Annotated in this window: 21 protein-coding genes and 1 tRNA gene; 17 read left to right on the plus strand and 5 right to left on the minus strand. The window is 57.0% G+C overall.

Features of this window, described 5'->3' with window-relative positions; genetic code table 11:
* Nucleotides 1–49: 49 nt before the first annotated feature.
* Nucleotides 50–532, minus strand: coding sequence for a putative pterin-binding protein (locus BM229_RS08280; RefSeq protein ID WP_093927101.1), 483 nt, complete (start codon nt 530–532; stop codon nt 50–52).
* A gap of 207 nt (nt 533–739) precedes the next feature.
* Here BM229_RS08280 and BM229_RS08285 point away from each other — a divergent pair, with 207 nt between their 5' ends.
* From BM229_RS08285 to BM229_RS08350, 13 genes are all read left to right on the plus strand, one after another.
* Entirely contained in the window at nt 740–1,360 is a 621-nt protein-coding gene (locus tag BM229_RS08285; RefSeq protein WP_093927102.1) for a response regulator transcription factor, read from the plus strand.
* Nucleotides 1,361–1,816: 456 nt separating this feature from the next.
* Nucleotides 1,817–2,278, plus strand: coding sequence for a hypothetical protein (locus BM229_RS08290; protein ID WP_244152140.1), 462 nt, complete (start codon nt 1,817–1,819; stop codon nt 2,276–2,278).
* Between the two features lie 45 nt (nt 2,279–2,323).
* Nucleotides 2,324–4,939, plus strand: a complete 2,616-nt coding sequence (locus tag BM229_RS08295; RefSeq protein WP_093927104.1) for a beta strand repeat-containing protein — start codon at nt 2,324–2,326, stop codon at nt 4,937–4,939.
* A 118-nt stretch (nt 4,940–5,057) separates the two neighbouring features.
* The gene (locus BM229_RS08300) at nt 5,058–10,799 is read left to right on the plus strand and encodes a hypothetical protein (protein ID WP_093927105.1); all 5,742 of its coding nucleotides are present in this window, start codon (nt 5,058–5,060) and stop codon (nt 10,797–10,799) included.
* Between the two features lie 224 nt (nt 10,800–11,023).
* Complete coding sequence (locus BM229_RS08305) at nt 11,024–11,746, plus strand: lysozyme family protein (protein WP_093927106.1); 723 nt, start codon at nt 11,024–11,026, stop codon at nt 11,744–11,746.
* 580 nt (nt 11,747–12,326) lie between these two features.
* Entirely contained in the window at nt 12,327–13,493 is a 1,167-nt protein-coding gene (locus BM229_RS08310) for a tyrosine-type recombinase/integrase (protein ID WP_093927107.1), read from the plus strand.
* Complete coding sequence (locus tag BM229_RS08315; RefSeq protein WP_093927108.1) at nt 13,486–14,112, plus strand: hypothetical protein; 627 nt, start codon at nt 13,486–13,488, stop codon at nt 14,110–14,112. The genes BM229_RS08310 and BM229_RS08315 overlap by 8 nt, the downstream gene beginning before the upstream one ends.
* Nucleotides 14,113–14,536: 424 nt before the next feature.
* Nucleotides 14,537–14,902 (plus strand): hypothetical protein, encoded by a 366-nt coding sequence (locus tag BM229_RS08325; RefSeq protein ID WP_093927110.1) that lies wholly within the window; start codon nt 14,537–14,539, stop codon nt 14,900–14,902.
* A gap of 100 nt (nt 14,903–15,002) precedes the next feature.
* Nucleotides 15,003–15,833 (plus strand): hypothetical protein, encoded by an 831-nt coding sequence (locus tag BM229_RS08330; protein ID WP_093927111.1) that lies wholly within the window; start codon nt 15,003–15,005, stop codon nt 15,831–15,833.
* Nucleotides 15,830–16,267: a DUF5681 domain-containing protein gene (locus BM229_RS08335; RefSeq protein WP_093927112.1), complete on the plus strand. Its 438-nt coding sequence runs from the start codon at nt 15,830–15,832 to the stop codon at nt 16,265–16,267. The genes BM229_RS08330 and BM229_RS08335 overlap by 4 nt, the downstream gene beginning before the upstream one ends.
* A complete protein-coding gene (locus tag BM229_RS08340; RefSeq protein WP_139226268.1) occupies nt 16,264–16,515 on the plus strand; it encodes a hypothetical protein in 252 nt (83 codons plus the stop codon). The genes BM229_RS08335 and BM229_RS08340 overlap by 4 nt, the downstream gene beginning before the upstream one ends.
* 96 nt (nt 16,516–16,611) lie before the next feature.
* On the plus strand, nt 16,612–17,115 hold the full coding sequence (locus BM229_RS08345) for a hypothetical protein (RefSeq protein ID WP_139226269.1): 504 nt from the start codon (nt 16,612–16,614) through the stop codon (nt 17,113–17,115).
* Nucleotides 17,112–18,167 carry a hypothetical protein gene (locus tag BM229_RS08350; protein WP_093927115.1) on the plus strand — a complete coding sequence of 352 codons (1,056 nt, stop codon included), beginning with the start codon at nt 17,112–17,114 and terminating at the stop codon, nt 18,165–18,167. Before BM229_RS08345 ends, BM229_RS08350 begins: the two co-directional genes overlap by 4 nt.
* Nucleotides 18,168–18,498: 331 nt before the next feature.
* Here the strand turns inward: BM229_RS08350 and BM229_RS08355 are convergent.
* The 4 genes from BM229_RS08355 to BM229_RS08370 form a co-directional block, all read right to left on the minus strand.
* Nucleotides 18,499–18,575: transfer RNA gene (locus BM229_RS08355), tRNA-Arg, on the minus strand.
* A gap of 76 nt (nt 18,576–18,651) precedes the next feature.
* The gene (locus BM229_RS08360; RefSeq protein ID WP_093927116.1) at nt 18,652–20,037 is read right to left on the minus strand and encodes a sensor histidine kinase; all 1,386 of its coding nucleotides are present in this window, start codon (nt 20,035–20,037) and stop codon (nt 18,652–18,654) included.
* A gap of 8 nt (nt 20,038–20,045) precedes the next feature.
* Entirely contained in the window at nt 20,046–21,467 is a 1,422-nt protein-coding gene (locus tag BM229_RS08365) for a dihydrolipoyl dehydrogenase family protein (protein ID WP_093927117.1), read from the minus strand.
* Nucleotides 21,464–22,198: a TVP38/TMEM64 family protein gene (locus BM229_RS08370; RefSeq protein ID WP_093927118.1), complete on the minus strand. Its 735-nt coding sequence runs from the start codon at nt 22,196–22,198 to the stop codon at nt 21,464–21,466. The genes BM229_RS08365 and BM229_RS08370 overlap by 4 nt, the downstream gene beginning before the upstream one ends.
* A gap of 317 nt (nt 22,199–22,515) precedes the next feature.
* Between BM229_RS08370 and rpmH the strand changes: the two genes are divergently transcribed.
* From rpmH to ttcA, 4 genes are all read left to right on the plus strand, one after another.
* Nucleotides 22,516–22,650: a 50S ribosomal protein L34 gene (rpmH, locus tag BM229_RS08375; protein ID WP_007118882.1), complete on the plus strand. Its 135-nt coding sequence runs from the start codon at nt 22,516–22,518 to the stop codon at nt 22,648–22,650.
* A gap of 26 nt (nt 22,651–22,676) precedes the next feature.
* Entirely contained in the window at nt 22,677–23,099 is a 423-nt protein-coding gene (gene rnpA / locus BM229_RS08380; RefSeq protein WP_093927119.1) for a ribonuclease P protein component, read from the plus strand.
* On the plus strand, nt 23,096–23,317 hold the full coding sequence (gene yidD, locus BM229_RS08385; protein WP_093927120.1) for a membrane protein insertion efficiency factor YidD: 222 nt from the start codon (nt 23,096–23,098) through the stop codon (nt 23,315–23,317). Before rnpA ends, yidD begins: the two co-directional genes overlap by 4 nt.
* A gap of 66 nt (nt 23,318–23,383) precedes the next feature.
* Nucleotides 23,384–24,253: a tRNA 2-thiocytidine(32) synthetase TtcA gene (gene ttcA / locus BM229_RS08390; protein WP_093927121.1), complete on the plus strand. Its 870-nt coding sequence runs from the start codon at nt 23,384–23,386 to the stop codon at nt 24,251–24,253.
* Nucleotide 24,254 lies beyond the last annotated feature (1 nt).

Raw genomic sequence — 24,254 nt, forward strand, 5'->3', positions numbered from 1 at the left:
GCCCAACTCTTCCTGCGTCGTTCATCTGGGCCCTCTGAACCATTTTCAGTTACTCGACACTAATTCGATCAAGCTGCCAGATCGACCGGCTGTAGACCAGTTCAGTCTGGTAGGCGATGTCGCTGTCATAGGGGTACACAACCCAGAGCGGCCCTTTATCCCGGCGCGACATCTCTTCACCGTTGGTGTGGTAGGCGATGATCGGGCCATCCTCGACGGCGTCGGACATCGGGATTTCCACGGCGTAGTCATTGATCGCCGTTGCGGTAATCGTTCCCTCATCGACGTTTAAGGTCTCAAACAGGTGCTTAAGAGAGACGCCTTCAAACGCCTGTGCGCCATCGGTCCAGATGGTTGTCGTCTCAAAGCGGGAGACCGGCATCGACTTAAGGTCCGATAGCGTAAAGCTGTGAGTTTCTTCGGCCAGCGTCACATTAAGCACTGCTTCTTCGTCTTGCGCGACCACCGCAGAGGCAAGGCCGATTGTGAGTGCGGCAGCGGCGATGGTCTTGCTGAGAGTTCGAGCGATCATGTCCAGTTTCCTTATCTAGCGTTATGACCTGACCATACCCTGCGCGAAAGGAAGGGGCGAAGGCGCAAGAGTGCATCCCTCCTATACCAAAGGATAGGTACGCGTGCCTTTGCGACCTCTTCACTTCGGGCTTTTATCTTTCTTTTCAAACAGGCACCCTCTACCAATAAGAGTACCCCGGCCACGTTAGGCTTCAGGAGATCTATTATGTCTTTGCGTATTTTAATTGCCGATGATCACGACATGGTCCGAGAGACCATCGCTATGTTTCTTGATGCAGATGGTGCAACCGTCACCGAAGCGGCAAGCGATCTGGCAGGAGCACTGGACAAGATCAAAACCCAACCACCCTACGATTTGGTGCTGCTTGATTATACAATGCCCGGCATGAAAGGCCTGCAAGGTCTGCAGACCGTACTTGATATCAATGAAGGCCGCCCCGTCGGGCTGATCTCTGGCACGGCGACCAGACTAATTGCAGAACAAGCGCTGGAAATGGGGGCTATTGGCTTCCTGCCAAAAACACTACCCGCGAAGTCACTGGTCAATGCGGTTCGCTTTATGGCCGCGGGTGAAACCTATGCCCCGGTCTCGTTCATGTCGGGCAAAGATAACCCTGAAGAGACCGATTTTGAGAAAGCCCTGTCAGAACGCGAGCGCCAAGTGCTGCGCGGATTGATGACTGCCCAGTCCAACAAAGAGATCGCGCGCGACCTCGATCTGCAGGAAGTAACGATAAAACTGCATGTCAAAACACTTTGCCGCAAATTGGATGCAAAGAATCGCACGGATGCTGCGATTATTGCACGTGACGCTGGCTTCGTCTGAAACTGCGTTTTCACGCTTGCCCCCCTCTGCGTCTCTAGCGAAAGCGTGGCGTAACCCGCCTCAGTCTACACCGCCTTTGTAAACCTTGTTCGCCCGCCTTGCGCGGGCGTTTTTGCGTTAGCTTTATGGCCTTGGCCAGCGAATCAAAGGTTCGCGGGCACCATTTTTCCCTTCGAAATTAACCATTTTTGCGCCTCATCACCGCGCCAATTGATAGCCCGCAGCGCGACTTGATAGGCCCTCCTATCCTTTCGAATAAACGCCTGACCGCAGGCTCAGCGCATTAACCGTTCGCTCAGATGAACTCGGTATCCGTTTCCCCGAAGATCAGAACAGGACAACGCAATGGGCGTGTCCGTTCATTGCAACTGCCGGCGCTTCACCGGTCAACAAGGGAACTATTAGATGCGTATCCAGATCTCCCAGTTATCCAAAACACTCATTGCCAGTACGGCCTTGTCCATCGCTGGCTTCGCCGCTGCCGCGGAGGCACTGTCGAGCGAATTTTCCTTCCGCGTGGTAGAAACCAACGCCGAAGGTGAAGAGGTTCTCGTTGAGCGCGAAACCATTCGCCCGGGCGAAGTGATCTCCTATGAGCTGCGTCACGAGAACATGACCGACGGCGCGATGGAAGGTCTCGTCATTGCCGCACCGGTTCCAGATGGCGTTTCTCTCGCACTCGGGTCCGAAGTGACCTCTGTCGCCGCTGTGTTTGAAGTCCAGGCCGAGATGGACCCAGAGCAGGAAGGGCTGGAATGGTCGACCGTTCCTGCCACCCGCAAGGTCGTCGATGCCGAAGGCAACATGATCGAAGAGCCGCTCCCCGAAGAAGCCGTCGCCGCTGTGCGCTGGACCCTGTCGGAACCGCTCGAAGCAGGCGGCTCTGCCTTCAACAGTTACCGCGTGCGCCTGAACTAAACCGGCGCCTCTCTCTCCAACCTCCATAGAACTAGGAATATTAACGTGAAATACCAAACAACCTTCCTGCGCTCTGTCAGCGCTATCGCATTGACTTCCGTGATTGGCACCGTCGTTTTCGCGGCCCCCGAAGCGGGCTCGGTGATCGGCAACCAAGCTGTCGCGACCTATACCAACGGTGCTGGCGATACGATCACGGTAACCTCCAACACAGTTGAGACGATCGTTCAGCAGGTTGCTGGCGTGTCTATGACCTCCGACAACACTGAAACCATCGCCCCCGGCGGTAAGGCTTTCTTGCCTCACATCATCACTAACGATGGTAACGGCGCAGATGCGTTCTTGCTGGAAGCGGCGGAAAACAACAGTGGTACGCTCAACTTGCAACCGTTGGTCTTCTACCCAGACGCCAACATGGACGGCGTGGCAGATAGCGCCACTCCGCTGTCTGAAACACCTACCCTGGCCCCGGGCGAGCAGTTCGGCGTCGTGATCGAAGCCACGGCCCCATCTACGGCTTCCGGCTCTGACACGATCACCGTCACAGCGACTTCCAATCTCGATGGCACAGTGCTCATCACCAACACAGACACGCTGACAATCTCCAACGACGCAATCGTCGAACTTGTTAAATCTATGACGGCAGACCCGGCCTCGGGCGGGAACCCCAACATCATCGACGCTGGCGACGAAGTGACCATCACCTTAACCTATTCCAGCACCGGTCTGGCCGCAGCCAACAGCTACTCCGTGCAGGATGTTCTTGATGGTCGCTTGACCTACGTGCCCGGCTCGGCCCGCTGGTCTGACTCTGCAGTGCCCCTGAACGATGACAACGGCTCCACCGTCGTCGATGCCACAAACGGCTCTGGTGAGACGATGGCTTGGGACTATGATGATGGCCAGAACGTCAACTTCTTGATCTCTTCGGTAGGCTCTGGCCGTTCGGGCGAGGTGACATTCCGCGCCGTGATCGCCGACACCGCGAATGCGGGTATCATCACCAACGTGGCAACCCAAGACGTAGACGGCACGGCCTTCCCCCCGTCGAACACAGCCTCTATTACCGTCGACAACCAATATGCGGTGGCCATTGCCGATACGGCGATTAACGCCAACGGCACCGCGAACCCGGCGATTTCATCGGCAACCGATGATGACGCGGCCAACAACGATATCGTCACCGAAACCGGCGATGTCTTTCAGGGCGGCGTGATCCGTCAGGAATTCGTGCTGACCAACCTTTCTAACAGCCCGGACAGCCTACAGCTTGACGTGGCCAATGTGGACTTCCCGAACGGCACCACCTTCCGCTTTGTCGGCGCTGACGGTGTCACACCGGTGGTAAGCTCTGTTGGCCCGCTCGGCATTGGGGATAGCGCCAAAGTGACGTTGATCGCGACTTTGCCAACAAACGTCACACCAACCGCCACCACCAACTATACCGCGACGATCACCACGACTTCGGACAACTCTGGCGTCTCTGACGTGTCGACAGCCGAATTCTCAGGTGCGGTGCTCGCCGCTTCGGTCGACCTTGAAAACGACGTTGCTGGTTCCGAAGGTGATGGAGCCGCGCCGACGAACGGTGGCAACCCGTGGGTGACACAAACGACAGACCCCGGCGAACCCGTCATCTTTGAGATGCTGGTCGAAAACAACGGCCCCGTCTCGGACAGCTTCAACCTCTCGCTGGATCAAGCGTTGCCCCCAGGCTGGACCGTTGAGTTCCAACTGCCCGATGGCTCCGTTGTGTCCAACACAGGCACCATCCCGGCAGGGGCTTCGCAGTCCATCCGCGCGGTGATCACGCCGACAGATGATGCCCTGCCCGGCGACACCTTAATCGACATCGCGGTTGTCTCTTCTGTCTCGGGACAGGGTGACCGCATCGTTAACCAAGTGTCGGTCAACGAAATCTACGACGTAAAGATCATCGACGATCAGAGCGCGCAGGCTTCGCCCGGTGGTATTGTGGACATCCTTCACACGATCTCGAACGAAGGTAACGTGGCCATCACCGAAGGGACGATCACTGCAGGTGGCCTGACGAACTTCTCCGGCGCGATCTTCTGGGACCAGGACGGCAACGGCGTTATTGATCCAAACGAGCCGGTCATCGATAACTTCAATGATCTGGGTGTAGGCGGGCTGGCCCCCGGTGATAGCATTTCGCTGATCTACCGTGTGCAGACTCCATCTACAGCAACCCAAGGTGTGTCCGAAATCGGTACGATCACCATCGGAAGCACTCTGAACGGGACCGGGACCGACATTGACCTGACCAACAACGCCGTCGAAGACCGCGTGGTCATTATCTCGGGTGATGTCACATTGAGCAAGTACCAGTACATCGACGCTCAATGCGACGGAACCGCGGGCACCTTCACCAAGACGCGCCTTGATGTCGAGCCCGGCCAGTGCATCCGCTACATGGTCGAAGCCGAAAACACCGGGGCTTCTCCGGCGGACAACGTGAACATCACGGATGCGGCCCCAGCCTATACCACAGTAACTGACTGTGGCGGCGCCTGCTCTGAAAGCCTGTTCCCGGGGGCCAGCACGGCAACCATCACCTCGACAAACGTGTCGAGCGCGCATGGTACGATCCTTCCCGGCGGCTTTGCCCGGGTAGAGTTTACCGTAAGGGTCGACAACTAATCGACCTCCCCGGTGCCTCCGGCTGAGCCATGCTCACCGGGGGTGCCACCTCCTCCCCCCGTTTTCGTCTCCCCATTCTATTCACGCCCTTCGCAGGGATCGCAACAGGAGCAAACTGATGCGCAGTTTCCTTATGTCTACAGCCCGCTCGGCTCTGGCCCTGATAAGCGCCTCCGCATTGGGTCTCAGCCTTCTGCCCCAATCCACCGCAGCTGACGCGGCACTCGCCGGAACCTTCATCCGCAACGTCGCAGAAGTAAGCTATTTCAACACGTCGCTCGGCATCATGGAGCGCGTTCTCTCTAACCCGGTACAGGTCGAAGTCGCCTCGGTTCCTGGGCTCGAAGTGACAGGCTACTCTGACCTTTTGCTGACCCGTGGTGCGTTTGGCCGCTATCACTTTGACGTGGTCAACAGCGGCAACGTGCGCCTTTTCACATCGCTCAGCATCGACGAAGAGAACCAGTCCCCGCTGATGTCGCACCAAACGCTTTACCCCGATCTTAATGGCAACGGCCAGATCGATGGGGAAGACATAGCAGCAGACATGTCAGCCCCGTTCCTGCTGGCCGTGGGCGAGCGGCTCCAGCTGATCTATGACTTCCGCATTTCCGCCGAAACCCCGGTGAGCACCCGGTTCTCCAGCATACTGACGGCAGTTGGCGTTGCCGACGATGGTCGGAGCCTGACAGGTCAGGCGATGGGTATCTCGCGCGTCGAAGAAGGCGGGCTTGAGATCGCCAAAGGGCAGGTCATCTCCGAAAACGAAGAAGGCGCGATCATCACCTACACCCTGCGCATGCGCAACGACTCTGAGCGCGACGCTTTTGGCTACCCTGAGATCGACGGCCAGCCCATCGTGATTGATGGTGCACCCCAGACGGGGGTTTTGCTGCGCGATGCGATCCCGCTGAACACGACCTTCGATGCAATACAAAACGCTGGCGGCATGACGGCGCTGGTCCACATGCGGGGCGCGCCTGTCCATACCTACCGCAGCGCCGTTCCTGCGGGTCTTGCCGACGACGTTGATGCGGTGGCCTTTTTCCACGAGGGCGACTTTGCTGTCGGCCACGCCTCTGCCCCCAGCTTTTCGGTGCGCGTGCCAATGGCTTTGGGCGCGGTCGAAGTGCACAACACCGCTTCTGCCTTTTACAACAACCAAGAAAACACATTGTTGCTGGACTCGAACACCGTGGTCTATGAGCGCGAGACGGATACCCCCGGAACGCTTGTATTCGAGCACCCAGAAACCGGTGCAGACCAACCCTACGGCACACCGGGCAGCGATACGCGCCTGCGCGTCACTGCTGGCATGTGCAACGGCACCACCGAAATCGACAGTACTCCGGTAACCGTCCGCAGTGTACTGACCAATGATGTCGAGACGCTCATCGCGACCGAGACCGGAGCGAACACTGGCGTATTCCTCACCCCCGTTCTGCCTATGGCGCAGATGTCCCCAGCCGTGGCTGGTGACCAGGTCATGGCGACAGACTTTGGCGATACTTTTATCGCCACGGCGCTCTGCGAAAACGAGGTGCTTGAAGACGATCTGATGATCAACCCCGGCAACTTCTTGTTCAACTCAGTCACCAACGCTCCGATCGACGATGTGGTCATCGCTGTTGTCAATGCGCGCTCAGGCGCGGAAGTGGCGCGCACCCAAACAGACCAGCGCGGCTTTTTCACCTTTTTCGATATTCCAGAGGGCGATTACCGCTATGCCGTGATGGATGCGCCAGCGTGGATTTTCCCATCGGCGCGGACGGACTTTGTCGGTATGGGCCGCAACGTGATTGATGCAGGCTATGGCGAAGAGTTCAGCCATGCGGGCGGGGCACTTTTTGTCTCTGACATTCCGGTCGATCCGCATTACGGCACACCGCTAGCGCTGGATAAGACGACAAATCTCGACAGCGTAGGGCATGGCGAATTCGTTACCTATACGCTCAGCTTTACCAACAACATGCACCAAGCCTTGATCGGTGGCGAGATCCTTGACCGCCCTGCCTATGGTGTAAACATCGTTCCCGGCTCGGTTACGCTGAACGGCGCACCGCTGGACGATCCGCAGCAAATTGGCAATGGCGATCTGCGCTTTGATGTTGGCATGCTTGAACCGCTGTCCCGCCATGAACTGTCCTATGTGATGCTCTTCTCTGCCGCCGCCCGTGAAGGCCGCAACGAAAACGCCGCAATCCTGTCGGGCCGCCAAGCGGGCACCGGAACACTGCGCCAATCGCAGACTTCCCGCGCCATGGTACGCCTCGACAACTCGGGCGGCGTCTTTGCCCGGCAGGGTACAGTGCTCGGCGCTGTGTTCATGGACTGCAACGGCAACGGCCTGCGCGACCGCGCATCGGATGAGCCCGGCATTCCCGGCGTGCGCATCGTGACCCAAGAAGGCCTCTTTGTAGTGACCGACATTGATGGTGCCTATTCGCTGAATGGCATGCGCCCGGTGACACACGCCTTCCTCGTGCAGCCAGAGACCCTCCCCGCCGGGACCGAAGTGCAGGTGACCCGCACCAACGATCTGCGGCGCGGTGGCTCTCGACTGGTGCCGCTGAAGAAGGGCGAGCTCAGGACCGAGAACTTTGCGGTGGCCCAGTGCACCCCCGAAGCGCTTGATGAGGTCAGCAAACGTCGCGACCATTTTGATGGAAAACGTCAGTCCCCCGGCATGAATGCGACCGACCTGCCGATTGATGGCCAACGCAGCAGCACCCGTTCCGTGCGCAGCGAAGCGGGTATCGCGACCACGACACAGCTCACTCCCGGCATGATCGCCGCCCAGAGCGAAGAGGCCGGTGCGAATGCCACCTCTGTGGCCCAGTCCGCCCGTGCGTCGGCCCAGCGCCAGTCACTCGATAGCATGATCCGTAACCTTGATAGCGCCGCCGGCTTTGTCGACTTTGCAGAACACACCAGCGTATCCCGCGCCACCCAGAACATTCGGGTTAAAGGCAAAGCAGACCTGACGCTTGCACTGTTGGTCAATGGCCGCGAACTCGGCGCAGATCGGGTGGGCGAACGTACCAATTGGGAAAAAAACAACGTTCAGGCACTGGAATATGTCGCAGTTAAACTGAGATCGGGCGAAAACGTTCTGACACTGGTGGGCCGTGACGGATTTGGCATCGAGCGTGTCCGCAAGGAACTGCGCCTCACCGCCCCCGGCAAACCCGCCCGGATCGAGATTTTGTTGCCTGACACGGCAGCGGCCAACCCGGCCTCTGTGGTGCCCGTGGTCGTCCGCGTTCTTGATGCCGGTGGCCGCCCAGTGCCAGCCTCTGGCACGGTGACCATTTCGGCCCGCCGTTCGCTGTGGGATGTGACCGATATCCGCAGCAGCACGCCCGGCGTGCAAGCCTACCTCGACAATGGCGAAGCCACCTTCAACCTGATCCCGCCGCAGGCCTCTGGCCCCGACTTGATCACCGTGCGCTCTTCTTTTGGGGAGGCCGAGGCGACGCTGACCTTCACCCCTGACCTGAACGAACGAGTGCTTATCGGCGTGATTGAAGGCGCGGTATCGCTGAGCGGAGACGCAGGCAATGTGCTTGAACAGGATCGCTTCAGCTCTTTCGAAGACACCACCACCGGTGTTCGGGGTGAGCTTTACCTCAAGGGTGTGATCCGGGGCGATGCCCTGCTCACTCTGCGCTACAGCTCGGATCGTGACACCGAAGACCGCCTGTTCCGCGACATCCGGGGTGAAGAATACTACCCCGTCTACGGCGACAATTCCGAACGCGGTGCCGATGCGCAGTCCTCCTCCAACCTCTTTGTGAAGGTGGAAAAAGGCCGCTCCTATGTTCTCTACGGCGACATCGCCATTGAGCCGGAAGCCAGCGCACTGAAACTCGGCGGTCTGCAACGTGTCGCCACCGGGGCCAAGGGCCACTGGGAGAACGACCGCGTGTCGGTTACCGTGTTCGCAGCCCGGACGGCACAAGAGCAGCAAGTACAGGAAATCCGTGGTCGCGGCGTCTCTGGTCCCTATGACCTTGATCTCGGGGGCTATGTGCAAGGCTCTGAGCGCGTCGAAATTCTTGTGCGGGACGAAGATGGCGGCGATATCCTGTCGGCCACACCTCTGCTGCGCGGCACCGACTACCTGCTAGATTTCTTCCGCAACACGATCACCTTCGACAGCCCCGTGCGCCAGTTCGACCTTGATGGTAACCCCGTGTCGATCCGTGTGACCTATGAGGTTGAGGCCGAAGGCGCCGAGGCATACTGGCTCTATGGGGGCGAGGTGAACTACGCCCTGTCCGAGCGGACCTCAATCGGTGCCCGCGCGGTTCATGCCGATGCACCGCTTGGCAACACAGCCCGCCAGCGGATGCACTCTGCCTACCTGCAACACGAAGACCGTCAGGGCGGCGTTTGGGAGGCCGAAGTGGCCCGCTCGGAAAATGCCATGGGCGAAAAAGACACCGCTGCGCGCCTATCTTATGAACTCAAGACCGAGACTCGCCACTTTGCTTTCGAGGCAATCCACACCGGGCGCGACTTTTATGCGCAGGGGGGGCTAGCACGCGCAGGCACCAGCCAGGTTCGTCTAAGCTATGGTGCAGAGATCGACCAACGCAGCGACATTGCTTTTGGTGCGGAATATACCCGTGATCGGATCAACAACCGCGAACAACTGACCGTTGATGCGATCTATTCGCGCCGCCTGAGCAAGACCCTGCGCGGCGGGATCGGCCTTGAATACCGCTATGACCGCAACGATGGCACCAATGAAAGTGATACGGCCTTGATCCTCGGCGCCCATTGGACCCCAGCGGCCCGCCCCGGCACCGTGATCGAAGCTAAGCTGCGCGCGCCGCTCAATGGTGACACCCCAACCGAGCTGACCTTGGGACTTTACGACGAACCCAAGAACGGCTGGCGTGTCTATGACGAGATCGAGCTTCAGTTCGGCAGCGATGAGTTGGTCACCCGCGCGGCTTACGGCTTCACCTACACGCTAAACGAATGGGTGACTGGACGGACCGAGATGACCAAAGCCAGCGGCACTAGCGATACCAACATGGTGCAGGGGCTGTCGGTTGACTGGGACGTCAATCAAAGCACCAACCTGCGCGCCGATCTGGAACATGCGCGCAACCTCGACACCGAAGAAGGCGAACTGACATCCTTTGCGATCGGCACCAGCTGGGAATCGGCCGATGGCGATTGGGTTGGCGATGCCGAGTTGGAAACCACTTGGGAGGATGTGGGCAAAACGCATTACGCCAGCATCGGCATTGCGGGCAACGTCACCCCAGACCTTACAATTCTGGCGCGAAGCCGCGCAGCACTTGATCGGCGCAATGGCGAGAATTTCCGCCAGATGCGCACCCGCATCGGGGCGGCCTATCGGCCCAAGGACAACGCCCGCCTTGATGTTTTGGCTTGGTATGAACACCGGCTTGAAGAAAAGCACAGCAGCACCGAGACGCATATGTGGTCGATCGATGCCAACTATGAACTGGACGCGGACCTGCGGATCAACGGCAAATACGCTGGCCAGTACCAGAAGGTTGGCACCGCGGCGGGCACATCGTCCAATGCAACCACCCAACTGGTCCAAGGCGGTCTGAACTACGAGTTTGGGAATGACCGCTTTCAGCTTGGGCTTAACGCCACGCATCTATGGGACAGTGAGGGCAACTCCTCCAACGGGATTGGCGCTGAGTTCGGCTTCACCCCGCGCGAAGGTGTTCTGCTGGCGCTCGGCTACAACAAAGCGCGCGGACGGGTCGCCGGCCAAAGCAGCCTCTATGACGAAGGGTTCTATTTCCGGTTCAACCTATTGTTGGACAACTCACTCTGGACCCAATTCGACCAGTTCCTCGGAAGCTGACCGGGAGACTCAGCCACGAGGGAGAGCCACGTTCCAAGCGCATCTGGAACGTGGCTCGACTCATTTCATAAGTGCCACCGCGCCCTAAAGCTTACCTAACTACCCCATGCATCAGGACAGCTATCCTTTTGAGAAGCTAACTACCTGCCCGCATTAATGAAATATCGATTTTAAGCGGGCATCATCTGAGTCAACGCAACTTGAAACCCAGATGGGAAACTCCGATGAAAAAGCTCGCTGCCAGCACTGCCTTTTGTCTAATCGCCGCCACCCTTTCCAGCGCGGCCAGTGCGAATGAACTCGCCCGCTTTGATAGTAGAAAGATTGCCGTCACCGGGTTGAACTTTGCGCTCTCGCCCTTTGCCTCGGAAAGCCGCATTCATTTAAACCGCAGCATGATAGCGACACCGTCAAAACCGTCGGCGCGCAGGCTGACCATCCCCACAAGCGGTGGGCCATCAGCGGCCGTGCGCCATGTGATCGCCACGGCTGAGGCCGGTGGCAAAGGCTATGATGCCGTTCAGCATGGCGCGCGGATCAAGCCGCCGAAACGCCCCACCGGTATGACCATTGGTGAAATCTATCGCTGGATCGCCGCAACGCCTGGTCAACCGCATGCAATCGGGCGTTATCAATTCATTCCCAACACACTAAAAACACTGGTCGCCGAAGCGGGGCTGAATAGGAATGATGTCTTTACACCGCAGGTTCAGGACCTGCTTGCCGATTTCCTGCTTGAAGATGCGGGGTTCACCCCCTTCATGCAAGGTAAGATCAGCCGCCATCGCTTTATGGAGAATCTCGCCCGTATTTGGGCTGGGTTACCGACATCGACGGGCCGCTCATATTATCATGGCCATGCAGGCAACCGGGCCGTCATCACTTGGAATGAGTTCGACAGCCATATGAAAAGCATCTTCGACAGCAGCCTGCGCGGCACCTCCTAACTACGCGGCACCTCTCTCTCCCTCCCACCTGACCAAAGCGCGAGCATTCTCTCCGCTTTGGTCATTTTTCTTTGCTGCGCTGTATCTCAATACGTTTACAGAATTACCGGGAATGGCAGAGACTTCCGATGCAGCGGAAGAGCCTTCTGCCAGACTGCGCTGCTGAACAACTCTATATACAGTGATTGGTTCTTTCGGATCGCGCCAAATTAACCAAACGCACCTTAGGTTGGCCCAGATCGATATCCACCTCTCGCCGAGGAGGTTTGCGCGGCACACTGCACATCTCAACCATGATGTCCGAGTCCGCTGAAGGTTTTGGCTATATTGCGCGCGTAGGATCACGCCAATGCGCTTTCACACAAAGCTACAAAAACACGGCATCACAGAGCGCTAAACCCCTGCTTGCATTCTATTTTGGGTAGTGGCGGACCGAGGAACCGCCTAACCCCTATTCTCACGCATTCCGCTCTATTCCTAAAAGTTTTGTGATAATAATATCTTGTACGAATTTCCTTGCTCAAGCGTTTCTCAGAGTTCTATGGTGTAGCCAGATATTCAAGGTAGGAATAATGGTAGAATGGCAAGCACAGGCCTCACCGTCTCTAAAGTGGCGAAGCTAACTGAGCCGGGACGCTATGGGGACGGCAATTGTTTGTACTTGGTCCTACCTAAGACGGGGGGCAAATATTATGTCTGTCGCGTCACCATTCACGGAAGACAATGCGACATAGGATTGGGAGGTGCAGCATATACCAGCTTAGCCGAAGCGCGCGAACAAGCTGCGCAAATCCGAAAGATTGCGCGTGCCGGCGGCGACCCTCGGCAAGAGCGTAAGAAAGAACGCCTAACTTTTGCACAGGCAGCAGAACGCGTTCACGCCAGTCTTGAACCCACTTGGCGTAACGCCAAACACGCTGCTGGCTGGCTCTCGACAGTTAAAACCTACGCCAACCCTCAATTCGGCAATCGCCCTATAGAAGCGGTCACCACGGCAGATTGCTTGAAGGCACTTGCTCCGATTTGGACGACCAAGCACGAAACTGCAAAGCGCTTAAGGCAGCGGCTGGCGACAGTGTTCGATTGGGCTAAGGGCGCGGGACATTATCCGCATGAGAACCCGATCAATGGCATTAGCAAGGCCTTGCCCAACTACAAGCCGCGAGTTCAGCACCACCCAGCCCTACCATGGCAGGAAGTGCCTGCGCTTATTGCGGACTTGGCGAAACGTGAAGGCATATCTGCACGCACGCTCGAATTCCTTATCCTTACAGCGACTCGATCAGGCGAAGCTCGTGGCGCACGTCACTGTGAGATTGATCGGAACACTTGGACAGTTCCCGCTGATCGAATGAAAAGAGGAATTGCGCATCGAATCCCTTTGTCGCCCCAAGCAATGGGCGTACTGGAGCGGGTAAATGGTTTAGGGGAAGACTTAGTGTTTCCCAGTCCTAACGGCGGAAATCTGGAATTAACACAAAGCGATGCGTCTGTCCGCGCGCTGCTCAATCGCATGAAGCGTACTGGCTTCACAGTACATGGGTTTCGCAGCGCATTCAGGGATTGGGCTAGCGAAAGCGCCCATGCGGATCGGGAGGTGGCTGAGGCGGCGCTTAGCCATGCAATCGGGACAGATACTGAGCGCGCGTATGCTCGGTCAGACCTGTTCGAGCGCAGAAGGTCGCTTATGGAGCATTGGGGAAGATACTGCTCCGGCGAAAAGGGAAAGGTGGTAAAGCTTGCCTGACAATGCTTTGCAGACTCTCCTTCATGCGCACTTCCCTAGTGCCGAAAACTCTACAATTGCGAGCTGGGCAGCTCAACTCAATCGCGAACAAGCGGTTGCTTTAGCGTATGAGTTTGTAGAGCAAAAGCATAGACGCGACCCCATGAAGGATGCCGACGACTTAATGGCGATTGGTAAACGGCTTAAGGCGACTGCCAAAATTTTTGACAGATTAGGAGCACCCGCAAATGAAGAGCTCTGGGATAGCGGATTACTTCAAATTCTCAACAAGTTTCGAATTGCAGCTGGAGAACTGAACTCTGCGGAAATTCTGTCGAACTTCCTTATCGAAGTAGCCAGCACTGTGGAAGCATGCGCCAACAGCATAGAATCGGGGGCGACAGAGACACCTAATCCCGCGTCTCAGGCAAAACAGCGCAAAAGAGCGGCTGAGTTAATGGCTGAGAGGGCTAGACTAGCATTCGAAGCACTTAGTGACGAGCACGCGGCGGTTCGCACGAATGCCTTAAAAGGCGAGGCTTACGGACCTTTTCTGGATTTTGTCGCAGCAATTTTCCACCATTTTTCTATAAGCGGCAGCCCAGAAGCTTGGGCGCGGAAAGCAACGCGAAATAATTAAAGAATTTTCCTTTCACAAATGGAAGGAAAACTCCTTTTGAGTAGGGCAAACTCATAACCGATATTCCGAATGGCAACACCCATCCAACGGAGTAGCGGATATGAACTCGAACCAAAACCTAGAAAAGCCTAATCTTCGCCCAAGTGAGGCGGCGCACTATACTGGCGTCAGCTTGTCTCACCTCGCCAAACTTCGAATGCAGATCAATCACGGTAAAGGACCCACTTACTCGAAAGTGGCCGGTTGTGTCGTTTACCGCAAAGTAGACCTCGACAAATGGCTAGCTGACAATCTCATTGGCGCAGCAGCGTAAGGCACTCCCCGCCCAATCCAATGGATCAAGCAGGGGTGCTACTTATTCGGCGGTCTTGGAGGACTACCCGAATGCTAGCCGCGCTTGGTCCAAAACTCAAGGACCTAATAAATGAATAGCAAGACAACGATTTATGCTCCCCCTCCGGCAAACACCGTCCGAAATAGCCGTTGGCGCGACTTTCCGAATACCGTCAGCCCAGCCCAGTACCGGATCACTGACGAAACCGGCAAGGCCCATACCGTCACAGTTTCTAAGAACAAGCGCCGGGTACTTGAAGGACTAATGCGAGCGCCGATGTATTGCGCCAGCCCAGTCCGCATCTCTGACTTGGTTCATATTCTCAAACGTGACTACGGCGTAGACATCGCAATGGACCTTTACGCCAATGACAACGAGACCGACCGTGCAAAATTTGGGATTTATACGCTCAAGAGCAAGGTTGAGTTAGCCAACGGGAATGGGGGTACATATTAATGGCCCTCAAAATTCAGATTGCCCGCTTGCAACGTCTCTATGGCCTGACCGCAACCCAAGCCCGCCTTGTGGCTGGCCTGCACTACGGGGAGGGCGTGTAGTGAGCAAAACCTTCGCCCAAATTGAAACCACACTGCCGCACTCTCGCAAGCTGCGGCAGCTTAACCATGAGGAAAGGTGGGCGTACCTCTGCGCCCACCTCACGCCGCTGGGCGGATACATCGGCCTGTTTCGGTACCCCAAGGCCGTCTGGGCAGATGATGCTGACCTTTCGGTAACGGAGCTTAATGCTGCTATACACAAGATGGCGGAAACCGGCCTGCTAACTTTCGATGAAGATGAGGACTTCATTCGAATTCACAGCTGGTTTCTCAAGAAGAACGCGCCTGAGAATGCCAGCCGTATGGCATCTATCGCGGCTGACTATGCGGACCTCAATGCGCCGGACGCGATGATCCTCGAGTCGGCAGCAGAGTTCACAGTCGGCGCGATCAAACGCGCACAACGGTGGAAATCCGACAGCGTGGAATGGTCGAAGCTTCGCGAGGTGTTCAAGCCATTCTTGGCAGGGATGCGCCACAACTACGAGGACGACCTACACGAGGCACTAGCCGGTCAACTCAATGGGCAAAACCGTGCGGTGAAGGTCGAACTCTGCGCGCTTATCCCGTCCTTGCAGCATCACCTTGAGGCACCCTGCCGCCACCCTGCCCACACCGTGGGGGCACACGACACTAAGACGAGACGACACTTAGACGAGACTAAAACGAGAAAAGACGAAAACTATACGGACCAATTTTCGGCGGAAGATGTCCAACCATTCACGGCACCGAATTCGGCAGAGGTCAAAGGTGCTGAGAAAGGGAAAAAGGCTCAAGGGCCACACTCAGAAACTATCGAAGCAGCAAGACGCATAGGAGCGATCCCATGAAGAACCGTAATTACGGGCAGAAAACGGATAAGCGAAATCCGAATGGCACATTTGCCCCCGGCAACCCCGGCAGACCGCGAGGGGCGCGACACAAGGCCACACAGGCCATTGAGGCGATGCTAGAGGGTCAGCAAGAGGCGTTGACGCAGGCAGCCATAGACAAAGCGTTGGAAGGCGATGTGACGGCCCTGCGCCTATGCCTCGACCGTATTGCGCCCGCCCGCAAGGATGCGCCGGTTTCGTTTGCCTTGCCAGAGATTGAAACGGCAGAGGATGCAGCTAAGGCCGCGCGAGCCATTCTCAGAGCAATCGCAGAGGGTGAAGTGACCCCAGTGGAGGCCGCGACCGTCATGGCCGTGGTCGAGCAGTTCCGCCGCACCTTGGAAACCACAGAGATTGAACGCCGGATCATGGCTTTGGAGGCAAGCAAATGAATATCAAAAGACGCCTTGATGCAATGGAACGGAAGTCGGGAGGTCTAGACTATCTCATCGTGTATTTTCGAACGGTCTATGAAGACAAGGCTGGCGGCGTTGAGGCTGAGATTTGGAACGCATCGGTTGTCACCGGCCCCTACGCAGGAGCATTTGTGAAGCGGCATACCACTGAAGCATTCGAAGAATTTGAGGCTCGTTGCGAAGCAGTATCTCAAGGAGAAATCGACCCCGATGAAACGCCATAATTAGCCCAAGAGTAGAAAGTTGAGACGCAATAAATTTTGCTTGAGTTTCAATATGTGATACACTTCAGGAAACTTTTCCGGGCGCGGGAGTACAAAATGGCGGAGCATGCCACAGCCACCATCTGCTTATCCATTCTAGGTGCGATTGCTGGACTAATTGGTGCAGTTGGCGGCGGCGTCGGTGCCTATCTTGGATGGAGCGCTAGCCAAAGCGCGCTTCAACTACAGCGTGACGTGCATGCCTATCAAGTTGCAGCGAATAGGTATGAACCAAAATATGACGCAGGAACTCTAACACTCTTGGGCAGCCACTCGAATGACCGCCCTCCGGAAACATTGTTCGTTCAACCAATCTTCTCCGATGGGCAGTCAGATGTACGACTGGGGGATAGAGTACCTGTGCCAATCTTCATTGGGCTGAACCCAACTGCTGGTGATTTCTCAGAGCTTCGCTTCGAAAGCATTTATGAGGCGATGTGCGAATACCCAAAAAATAAAATCTTCTGTGAAGACGAAACATACCAAGTTGATCAAGTCTTGGTCGAATATATGATAGATGGTATAATATTTGATGCGCGGGCGGTTGCTTTGGGTTCATGAACAGATTTATCTCACTAGGCTTCGCGCTATTAATCCTAGGCATCATTGCTTCCAACCCTGCATTGGCGTGCCCCCTATCTATCGCAGAAAGTAATCAAGCTGAGCACTCCGGCTCCTGCTGGGACAAGAGCGACGACTCTGAGGGGAACACTCACCTTTATCTGTCAGTTCAGACCATTTCAGAGATTTTGGATCAAATGGACCGGCAAGGGCGCGTGAACCGTGAGGAATTGCTCAAAATCTCTCTCAATTCCTTGGACCAATATCTTGGCAGGTCTGGAGACGAGATGGTTGTAGTTAAGGTTCCGGGTTCAAACTGCGGCTACTACCGGATATCTTCGGAAGGGGAAATGATCTATGAAAGCCTTATTGTCTCTTCTCAGTTTGCGGGAGGAGACATTAAGTGCGGAGCCTTGAAACGTGCGCTTGGCCTCGGTTTGACCCACAATCGCGACCTATATGCATTCAATCGCACATACTACGTAGCTTCAGGTGGGTTAGATAGCCCGCATAGGGCACTAGCTGAACGCTACCGAAACGCTCTGAGATTCGCGGCGATCATGGGAGTGTCCGAGAGCAGACGAGCGGCCAATACAAGCAACAATTCAGGCTCACAGACCATTGTGGAGGTTCCTTCACTTATCGCCGATGCTGACTCCGCACCTAAACTTGTAGCTACAGACGAAATTGAACGGTTATTCCCGGACCTACTGCCGGGCGCCATGTCCTCCACCGCACTTGGAAAATACTCAGATAGCTCCATTATAGTCATGAGAGCGCCAGAAACTGTTAGATGGTCAGCTGAAAGGGGAAAGACAACAAGCGAGTATATCGCGTTATCGGAGGGCCTTCCTTCATCTTTGGAAAAACTCCCACATAATTTAAGCTCCGCAGAATTCACCATCGCAAGAGCCGTGGATAGGCCGGAATTAATGATCCGCTATACGGGCGATGGGGGATCAAAACACTTCAGCGTATCGTCCGAACTGACAGAATTTGTACGAAAGTATGATATAGCCATGGAAGAAATACCCGAATACATCTTGGACTGATCAGGTTTTAGCTGTTTTCCTCGATTTACAGGCGATTTGGGAAATTACCGCCAATGCGCCTTAGTGCCGAATCCCCATAGTCCCTGACCGGCTTCTGGCAAAGCTGAATTAAACGCCTATGGCGCGAAGCCGGTTCTAATTGCCTTCAAGAGCACCCTTAAGAGCGGATAGGGACCATTGCTGAGGACAGCGGGAACAGACAACCAAACAAACCTAATTCTAGCGAAATTCGAACCGGCAGTATCTAAGATTAAAAATGGGAGGGATTATGGGAGAAAACTCCACCAATCCGCTATTCCATCAATAAAATCAGGTCTTTAAGCTTGGTTAGTGGCGGACCGAGGAGGATTCGAACCCCCGACCCCCTGATTCGTAGTCAGGTACTCTATCCAGCTGAGCTATCGGTCCACTGAGCGGGGGTTTAGTCTTACCCCCGGAGAGTTGCAAGCCCTCGTTTTGAGGAAATGCAATTTTCTTCGAAAGTTTATAAAGTGCCGTCGCCCTTGGGCAGGGTAATGTCAAAAACGGTGCCTTCGGGCCCAGTGCTGCGCAGCGCCAAAGTGCCGCCATGGCCGCGCACCAGTTCCGACGCGATGACCAAACCCAGCCCCGAGCCGCCCTTGCGCGCACCGCCTTGAAACGCCGTAAACAGATGTTCGCGCGCTTTGGGCGGCAGGCCCGGGCCAGTATCGCTGACTGTGATGCACCAGGCCCCTGCCCCATCTTCGGCACGCAGATGCACCTCACCCGGTTTGCCGGTGGCTGTGATCGCCTGACGGGCGTTGCGCATCAGGTTGGCCAGCACGCGGTACATCTGTTCAGGGTCCGCACGCACAGTCAGTTGCGCAGGAATGTCGGCAGCAAAGCTGATCTCGCTTTCGGGATCAGCAAGGCGTTCGCCATCAATCACCTCTTCTACCAGTTCATCCAGCGCCATGAGGGTCAACGTCGGCCCCGGCTCTTCGGCCTTGCCGAAAGCCAGCGTCGATTCGCACAGATGAACCGCGCGGGTGATCGAACCAACCAGTTTTGGCGCCATGCGCTTGACGGTAGGGTCTTCTGACATCTCAATGCGGTCGGTGAACAGCTGCGCAGATGTTAGGATATTGCGCAGGTCATGGCTGATCTTGCTCACCGCGCTGCCCAGTTGGGCCAATCGCTCTTTCTGTTTCAGCGCCTGCGTCAGGTCTGTTTGCAGTTTTTTCAGCGCCTCTTCGGCCTCGCGCAGCTCGGTCACGCTGGAGGATGGCTCAAAGATTCGGCGCGCATCTTCGGGCGCGGCGGCATAGCGCTGCATATGGCCCGCCACTCGCTTGATCGGCTTTAGCAACAAGGCACGCATGGCAAAGAACAAAAGCACCGCCGTAATAACCGAGATTACCGCCGACAACATCAGGATCCGAATCCCGTAGTCGAGCATGGCGACACGCATAGGCGCGGTTTCCATCGTTACTTCGATCAGCAACCCCGCCTCGCGCACGGGTGCACCGATCACCCGCACAACTTCATTGCCGGGCCGGAACAGCCGCAGCATCGCGTCGCGGATCAGCACCATCGCAGTGGCATCGCGCAGGTCATAGGTTTGCGACACGGTGCGCGGCATGGGTGAGGCCAACATCAACTGCCGCGCCTCATCCCGGCGCAAGACGACGTTGAAAACTTCGGCGTTGCGCAGCAGCTCCTCTTCCAGCTCTGGGTCGAGCATGTCGTCAGCCAACAGCGCCAATGACGCAATCTGCGCCCTTTCCAACCGAGTCAGCATATATTCCTCGCGGAACCGCGCGATCGAAGGAACAAAGATCAGCACTTCGGCCAGCATCACAAAGATGGTGGTGAGGATCAACAGACGGCCAGAAAGCGAGTGGATCATAAGCTATCTCAGGGCAGCAAGCGCTGCACAGCCCGCACGACCGTCTTGACCAGCGCGCTTTCAAACAGGCGCGGGCTGAAATAGGCGCCCGCAGCGCGTTTGTTAATCTCCGAGATCGTGGGGTAAGGGGCGACCATAGCCGCAATTTGGCTCATCTTCATGCTATTGACCAGCGCCAGCGACCACAAAGAAATCAATTCACCCGCTTGATGGCCCACGATACTGGCACCAACTGGGCGACCTTTAACCACCATAACCTTAATAAAACCTTTCGTCTGACGCTCGGCGATGGCGCGGTCGTTGTGGTTATAGTGAAAACGCACAACCTCCAGCTTATCCCCATGTTCCTCATGCGCCTGCGCCTCGGTCAGCCCGACCTGGGCCAGTTCCGGCGCGGCATAGGTGACCCATGGGATATGGTGCAACTTGGTCTTGCTCGGCAGGCCAAACAGGATCGAGCGGATCACCACCCCGGCGTGATAGCCTGCCACATGGGTGAATTGCAGCCCGCCTGCCACGTCGCCAATGGCATAGACGCGGCGGTTGCTGCTGCGCAGGCTGTCGTCCACCTTGATGCCCGCTTTGGTGGTCTCCACTCCCGCTTTATCGAGGTCGAGCCGGTCGATATTGCTTTTGCGGCCCACTGCCATCAGCAGATGCGAGCCATTGATCACCCGACCATCCTTGGTTTCAACCGTGATCGCGCCCGCCGCGCCGCTGATTTTGGCGGCATCACTGCCCTCTTCAAAGACCACACCTTCGTCGCGCATAGTTTGCAAAACAACTTCGGCCAGCTCCGGATCATCCTTGCCAAGCGCACGACTGCCTTCGATCACCGTGACCTTGCAGCCCATCCGCACATGGGCCTGTGCCATTTCGATGCCGATAGGCCCGCCACCGATGATGATCAAATGCTCCGGCTTCTCCCGTAGCTCAAAGAGGGTTTCGTTGGTCTCATACGGCACATCATTCAGCCCCGGAATCGGCGGCACCAGAGGGGATGACCCTGTGGCCACAACAATGCGCCGCGCGGTGATGATCGTATCGCCCGCCTGCACCTCTTTATCGGAAATGAAACGCCCGTATTCGCGGATCACCCGCACGCCCAGTCCTTCAAACCGTTCAACCGAATCCACCGGCGCGATTTGCGAGATGACATCGGCCACGTGATCCTTGGCGGCGGCGTAATCCACCACTCCGGCGGCATTCTCGACCCCATATTGCGCACTGTGCTGTTGAGCATAGGCGGTCTTGCCGGTTTTGATCAGCGCCTTTGAGGGCACGCAGCCATAGTTCAGGCAATCGCCCCCCATTTTATGCCCTTCCAGCAGGGTCACATCCGCGCCCATCTGCACGGCCCCCGCCGCCACCGACAACCCGCCAGAGCCTGCGCCGATGATCAGAACGTCGGTCTTGATACGGTTGGTCATTTCAGCAGATCCTTCTTGCCGGTAAATGTCTTGATCGCCACGGGCAGCAGCGACAGCACGCAGAGGCCCAAAATGGGCAGCAAAATATGGGGTTCAAAGATGATCCCGAGGTTGGGCGTCTCACCTCGGGCAAAGACTGCACCTAGCCCAGCCCCGACAGAGGTAAAGACCAGCGCCCCCGGCATGATGCCGAAGAACGTGGAGATCGCGAAGCGAAACAGTGGCACGCCGAGGAAGGCCGGCACCAGATTCGCAACAAAGAACGGCACCACCGGCACGAGCCGGATAAAGAAGAGCATCGACCATTGGTTGTCGTCGATCCCCGCCTTGATCTTGCGCACCACCCCATCAGAGGCGTCCATCCGTTCTTTCAGCCGGTCGCCCAGACCCCATTGCGCGGCCAGAAAGATCACGATCGCGCCAAGTGTCGCACCGCCCACGTTATAAAGGACGCCCGGAAACAGCCCAAACAAGAACCCACCCGTCAGCGTCGCCACCGTGGCACCGGGCAACGAAAAGGCCACGATCACCACATAGGCGGCGACAAAGGCCAGCGCGGTCAGCAGATAGTTGCTGTCACGAAAGGCGATAAGAGCCTCGCGATTCTCACGCAGGGCGTCGAAACTCAGGTAATCACGCAGGGTAAACGCGCCGATGGCGGCAACAGCCACAATCACCGCGAGGGGCAGGTAACGCATTAGCGTTGGTTTACTTTGGTCATTGGGGCTCATGTCATCACTTCCATTGGGCCTGCATCAGACCATCTGTGTTTCTATAATGATGGCGTGCCGCGGCCCGCACGAACAGGCTCTTCACGCGTGGTTGATAGGACTTGTGCGCAAAGGGCCGATTTTGCAGGGTACTGGGGCAAACTGAAACAATCCGGCCCCTACGGACCGGCATTTTGTTGCAAAGCGCGGTTTTTCCCTGTCAGGGGGTTTGACTTGCGCGCCCTCCCGCATTAGAGGACGGGCTTGAATTGACGCTGGCCGCGGTGGAACCCTTCAAGTGATTCCGTGCCCAGCCAGCTTTAAATGGAGACGGAGCGATGAAACGCACCTTTCAACCCTCGAACCTCGTGCGCAAGCGGCGCCATGGTTTCCGCGCACGTATGGCCACCAAAGCCGGTCGTAAGATCATCAACGCACGCCGCGCACAGGGCCGGAAATCGCTGAGCGCGTAAGCGCTTTCGATCTTCGGAACCAGAATATGACACCGCCGGAGGCACCCTTGAATGGCACTTGCGCCACGAAGGGGAACCCTGCCCCGGCGGTTTCTCTGCGTTTGGAAACCCTGACCAAACGGGCGGATTTCCAGCGTGCAAGTCACGCCAAACGTGTGGCGACCCCGGGATTCATCCTGCAAATGCGACCCCGCCGGGAGGAAGAGCCCAGCGCGGCGCCCATTCGCGTGGGATTTACCTGCTCGAAAAAGGTCGGCAACGCCGTTGCCCGCAACCGCGCCAAGCGCCGCTTGCGTGAAATCGCACGGCTGACCCTGCCGCAGACGGGCCAAGCGGGCATGGACTATGTCTTTGTCGGGCGGCGCGAGGCGACGGCGGCCCTGCCCTTCGACCAATTGCTTGCCGATCTCACCCGCGCGCTCGATATCCTGCACGGGGCGCGCAAATGACCCCCTTTGCGACGCTGCTCGCCCTACCGGTGCGCGGCTACCGGCTGCTCTTCAGCCCGTGGGTCGGATACAATTGTCGCTACCAGCCCACCTGCAGTGCCTATGCGCTGGAAGCGTTGCAAAAGCACGGCGGTCTGCGGGGCGGATGGCTGGCCGCGCGGCGCATCGCCCGCTGCCATCCATGGGGACAAAGCGGAATCGACAACGTCCCCGATTAGCGTCACGCTTGCGGCAAAGGGGTAAAATGCCCTAGGTGAAGCCAAGTTGATAGTGAGAGACAGACGATGCTGGACGAAACCAACGAGATTCACCCCCTCTTTGCCGGCGCACCGCAAAGCACCGAGTTCAAGAAACTGCGCAAGCGTATCGTCCGCATGACCCGCGAGGCGATCGACCAATACGGTATGGTCGAGCCGACCGCCGAGGGCGCGCCGAAACCCAAATGGCTGGTCTGCCTGTCGGGCGGCAAAGACAGCTACACCCTGCTTGCGGTCCTGCATGAATTGCAATGGCGCGGCCTGCTGCCTGTCGAGCTTCTGGCTTGCAACCTCGATCAAGGCCAGCCGAACTTTCCGGCCACCGTGCTGCCGGAATTCCTTGAAAAGATGGGCGTTCCGCATCGCATCGAATATCAAGACACCTACTCAATCGTGATGGACAAGATCCCCGCCGGACGCACCTTTTGCGCCCTTTGCAGCCGCCTGCGCCGCGGCAATCTCTACCGGATCGCGCGGGAGGAGGGCTGCTCTGCCGTGGTGCTGGGGCATCACCGGGATGACATTCTAGAAACCTTCTTCATGAACCTCTTCCACGGCGGGCGACTGGCGACGATGCCGCCCAAACTGGTTAACGAGGAAGGTGACTTGTTCCTCTACCGCCCCCTCGCCCATGTGGCTGAAAGCGATTGCGAACGCTTTGCCACGGCGATGAATTACCCGATCATTCCTTGCGATCTTTGCGGGTCTCAAGACGGGCTACAGCGCCAGCAGGTAAAGGCGATTCTCGATGGTTGGGAGACTAATAGCCCCGGCCGACGGCAGGTGATGTTCCGGGCCCTGATGAATGCCCGCCCCTCGCATCTTCTGGATCCAAATCTCTTCGACTTTGCGGGGCTGATGCGGAACTTTGAGGGTACGAAGCAAGAACAATTTTAGA

This window comes from Sulfitobacter dubius (assembly GCF_900113435.1).
In the GTDB taxonomy this organism is placed as follows: Bacteria; Pseudomonadota; Alphaproteobacteria; order Rhodobacterales; family Rhodobacteraceae; genus Sulfitobacter; species Sulfitobacter dubius.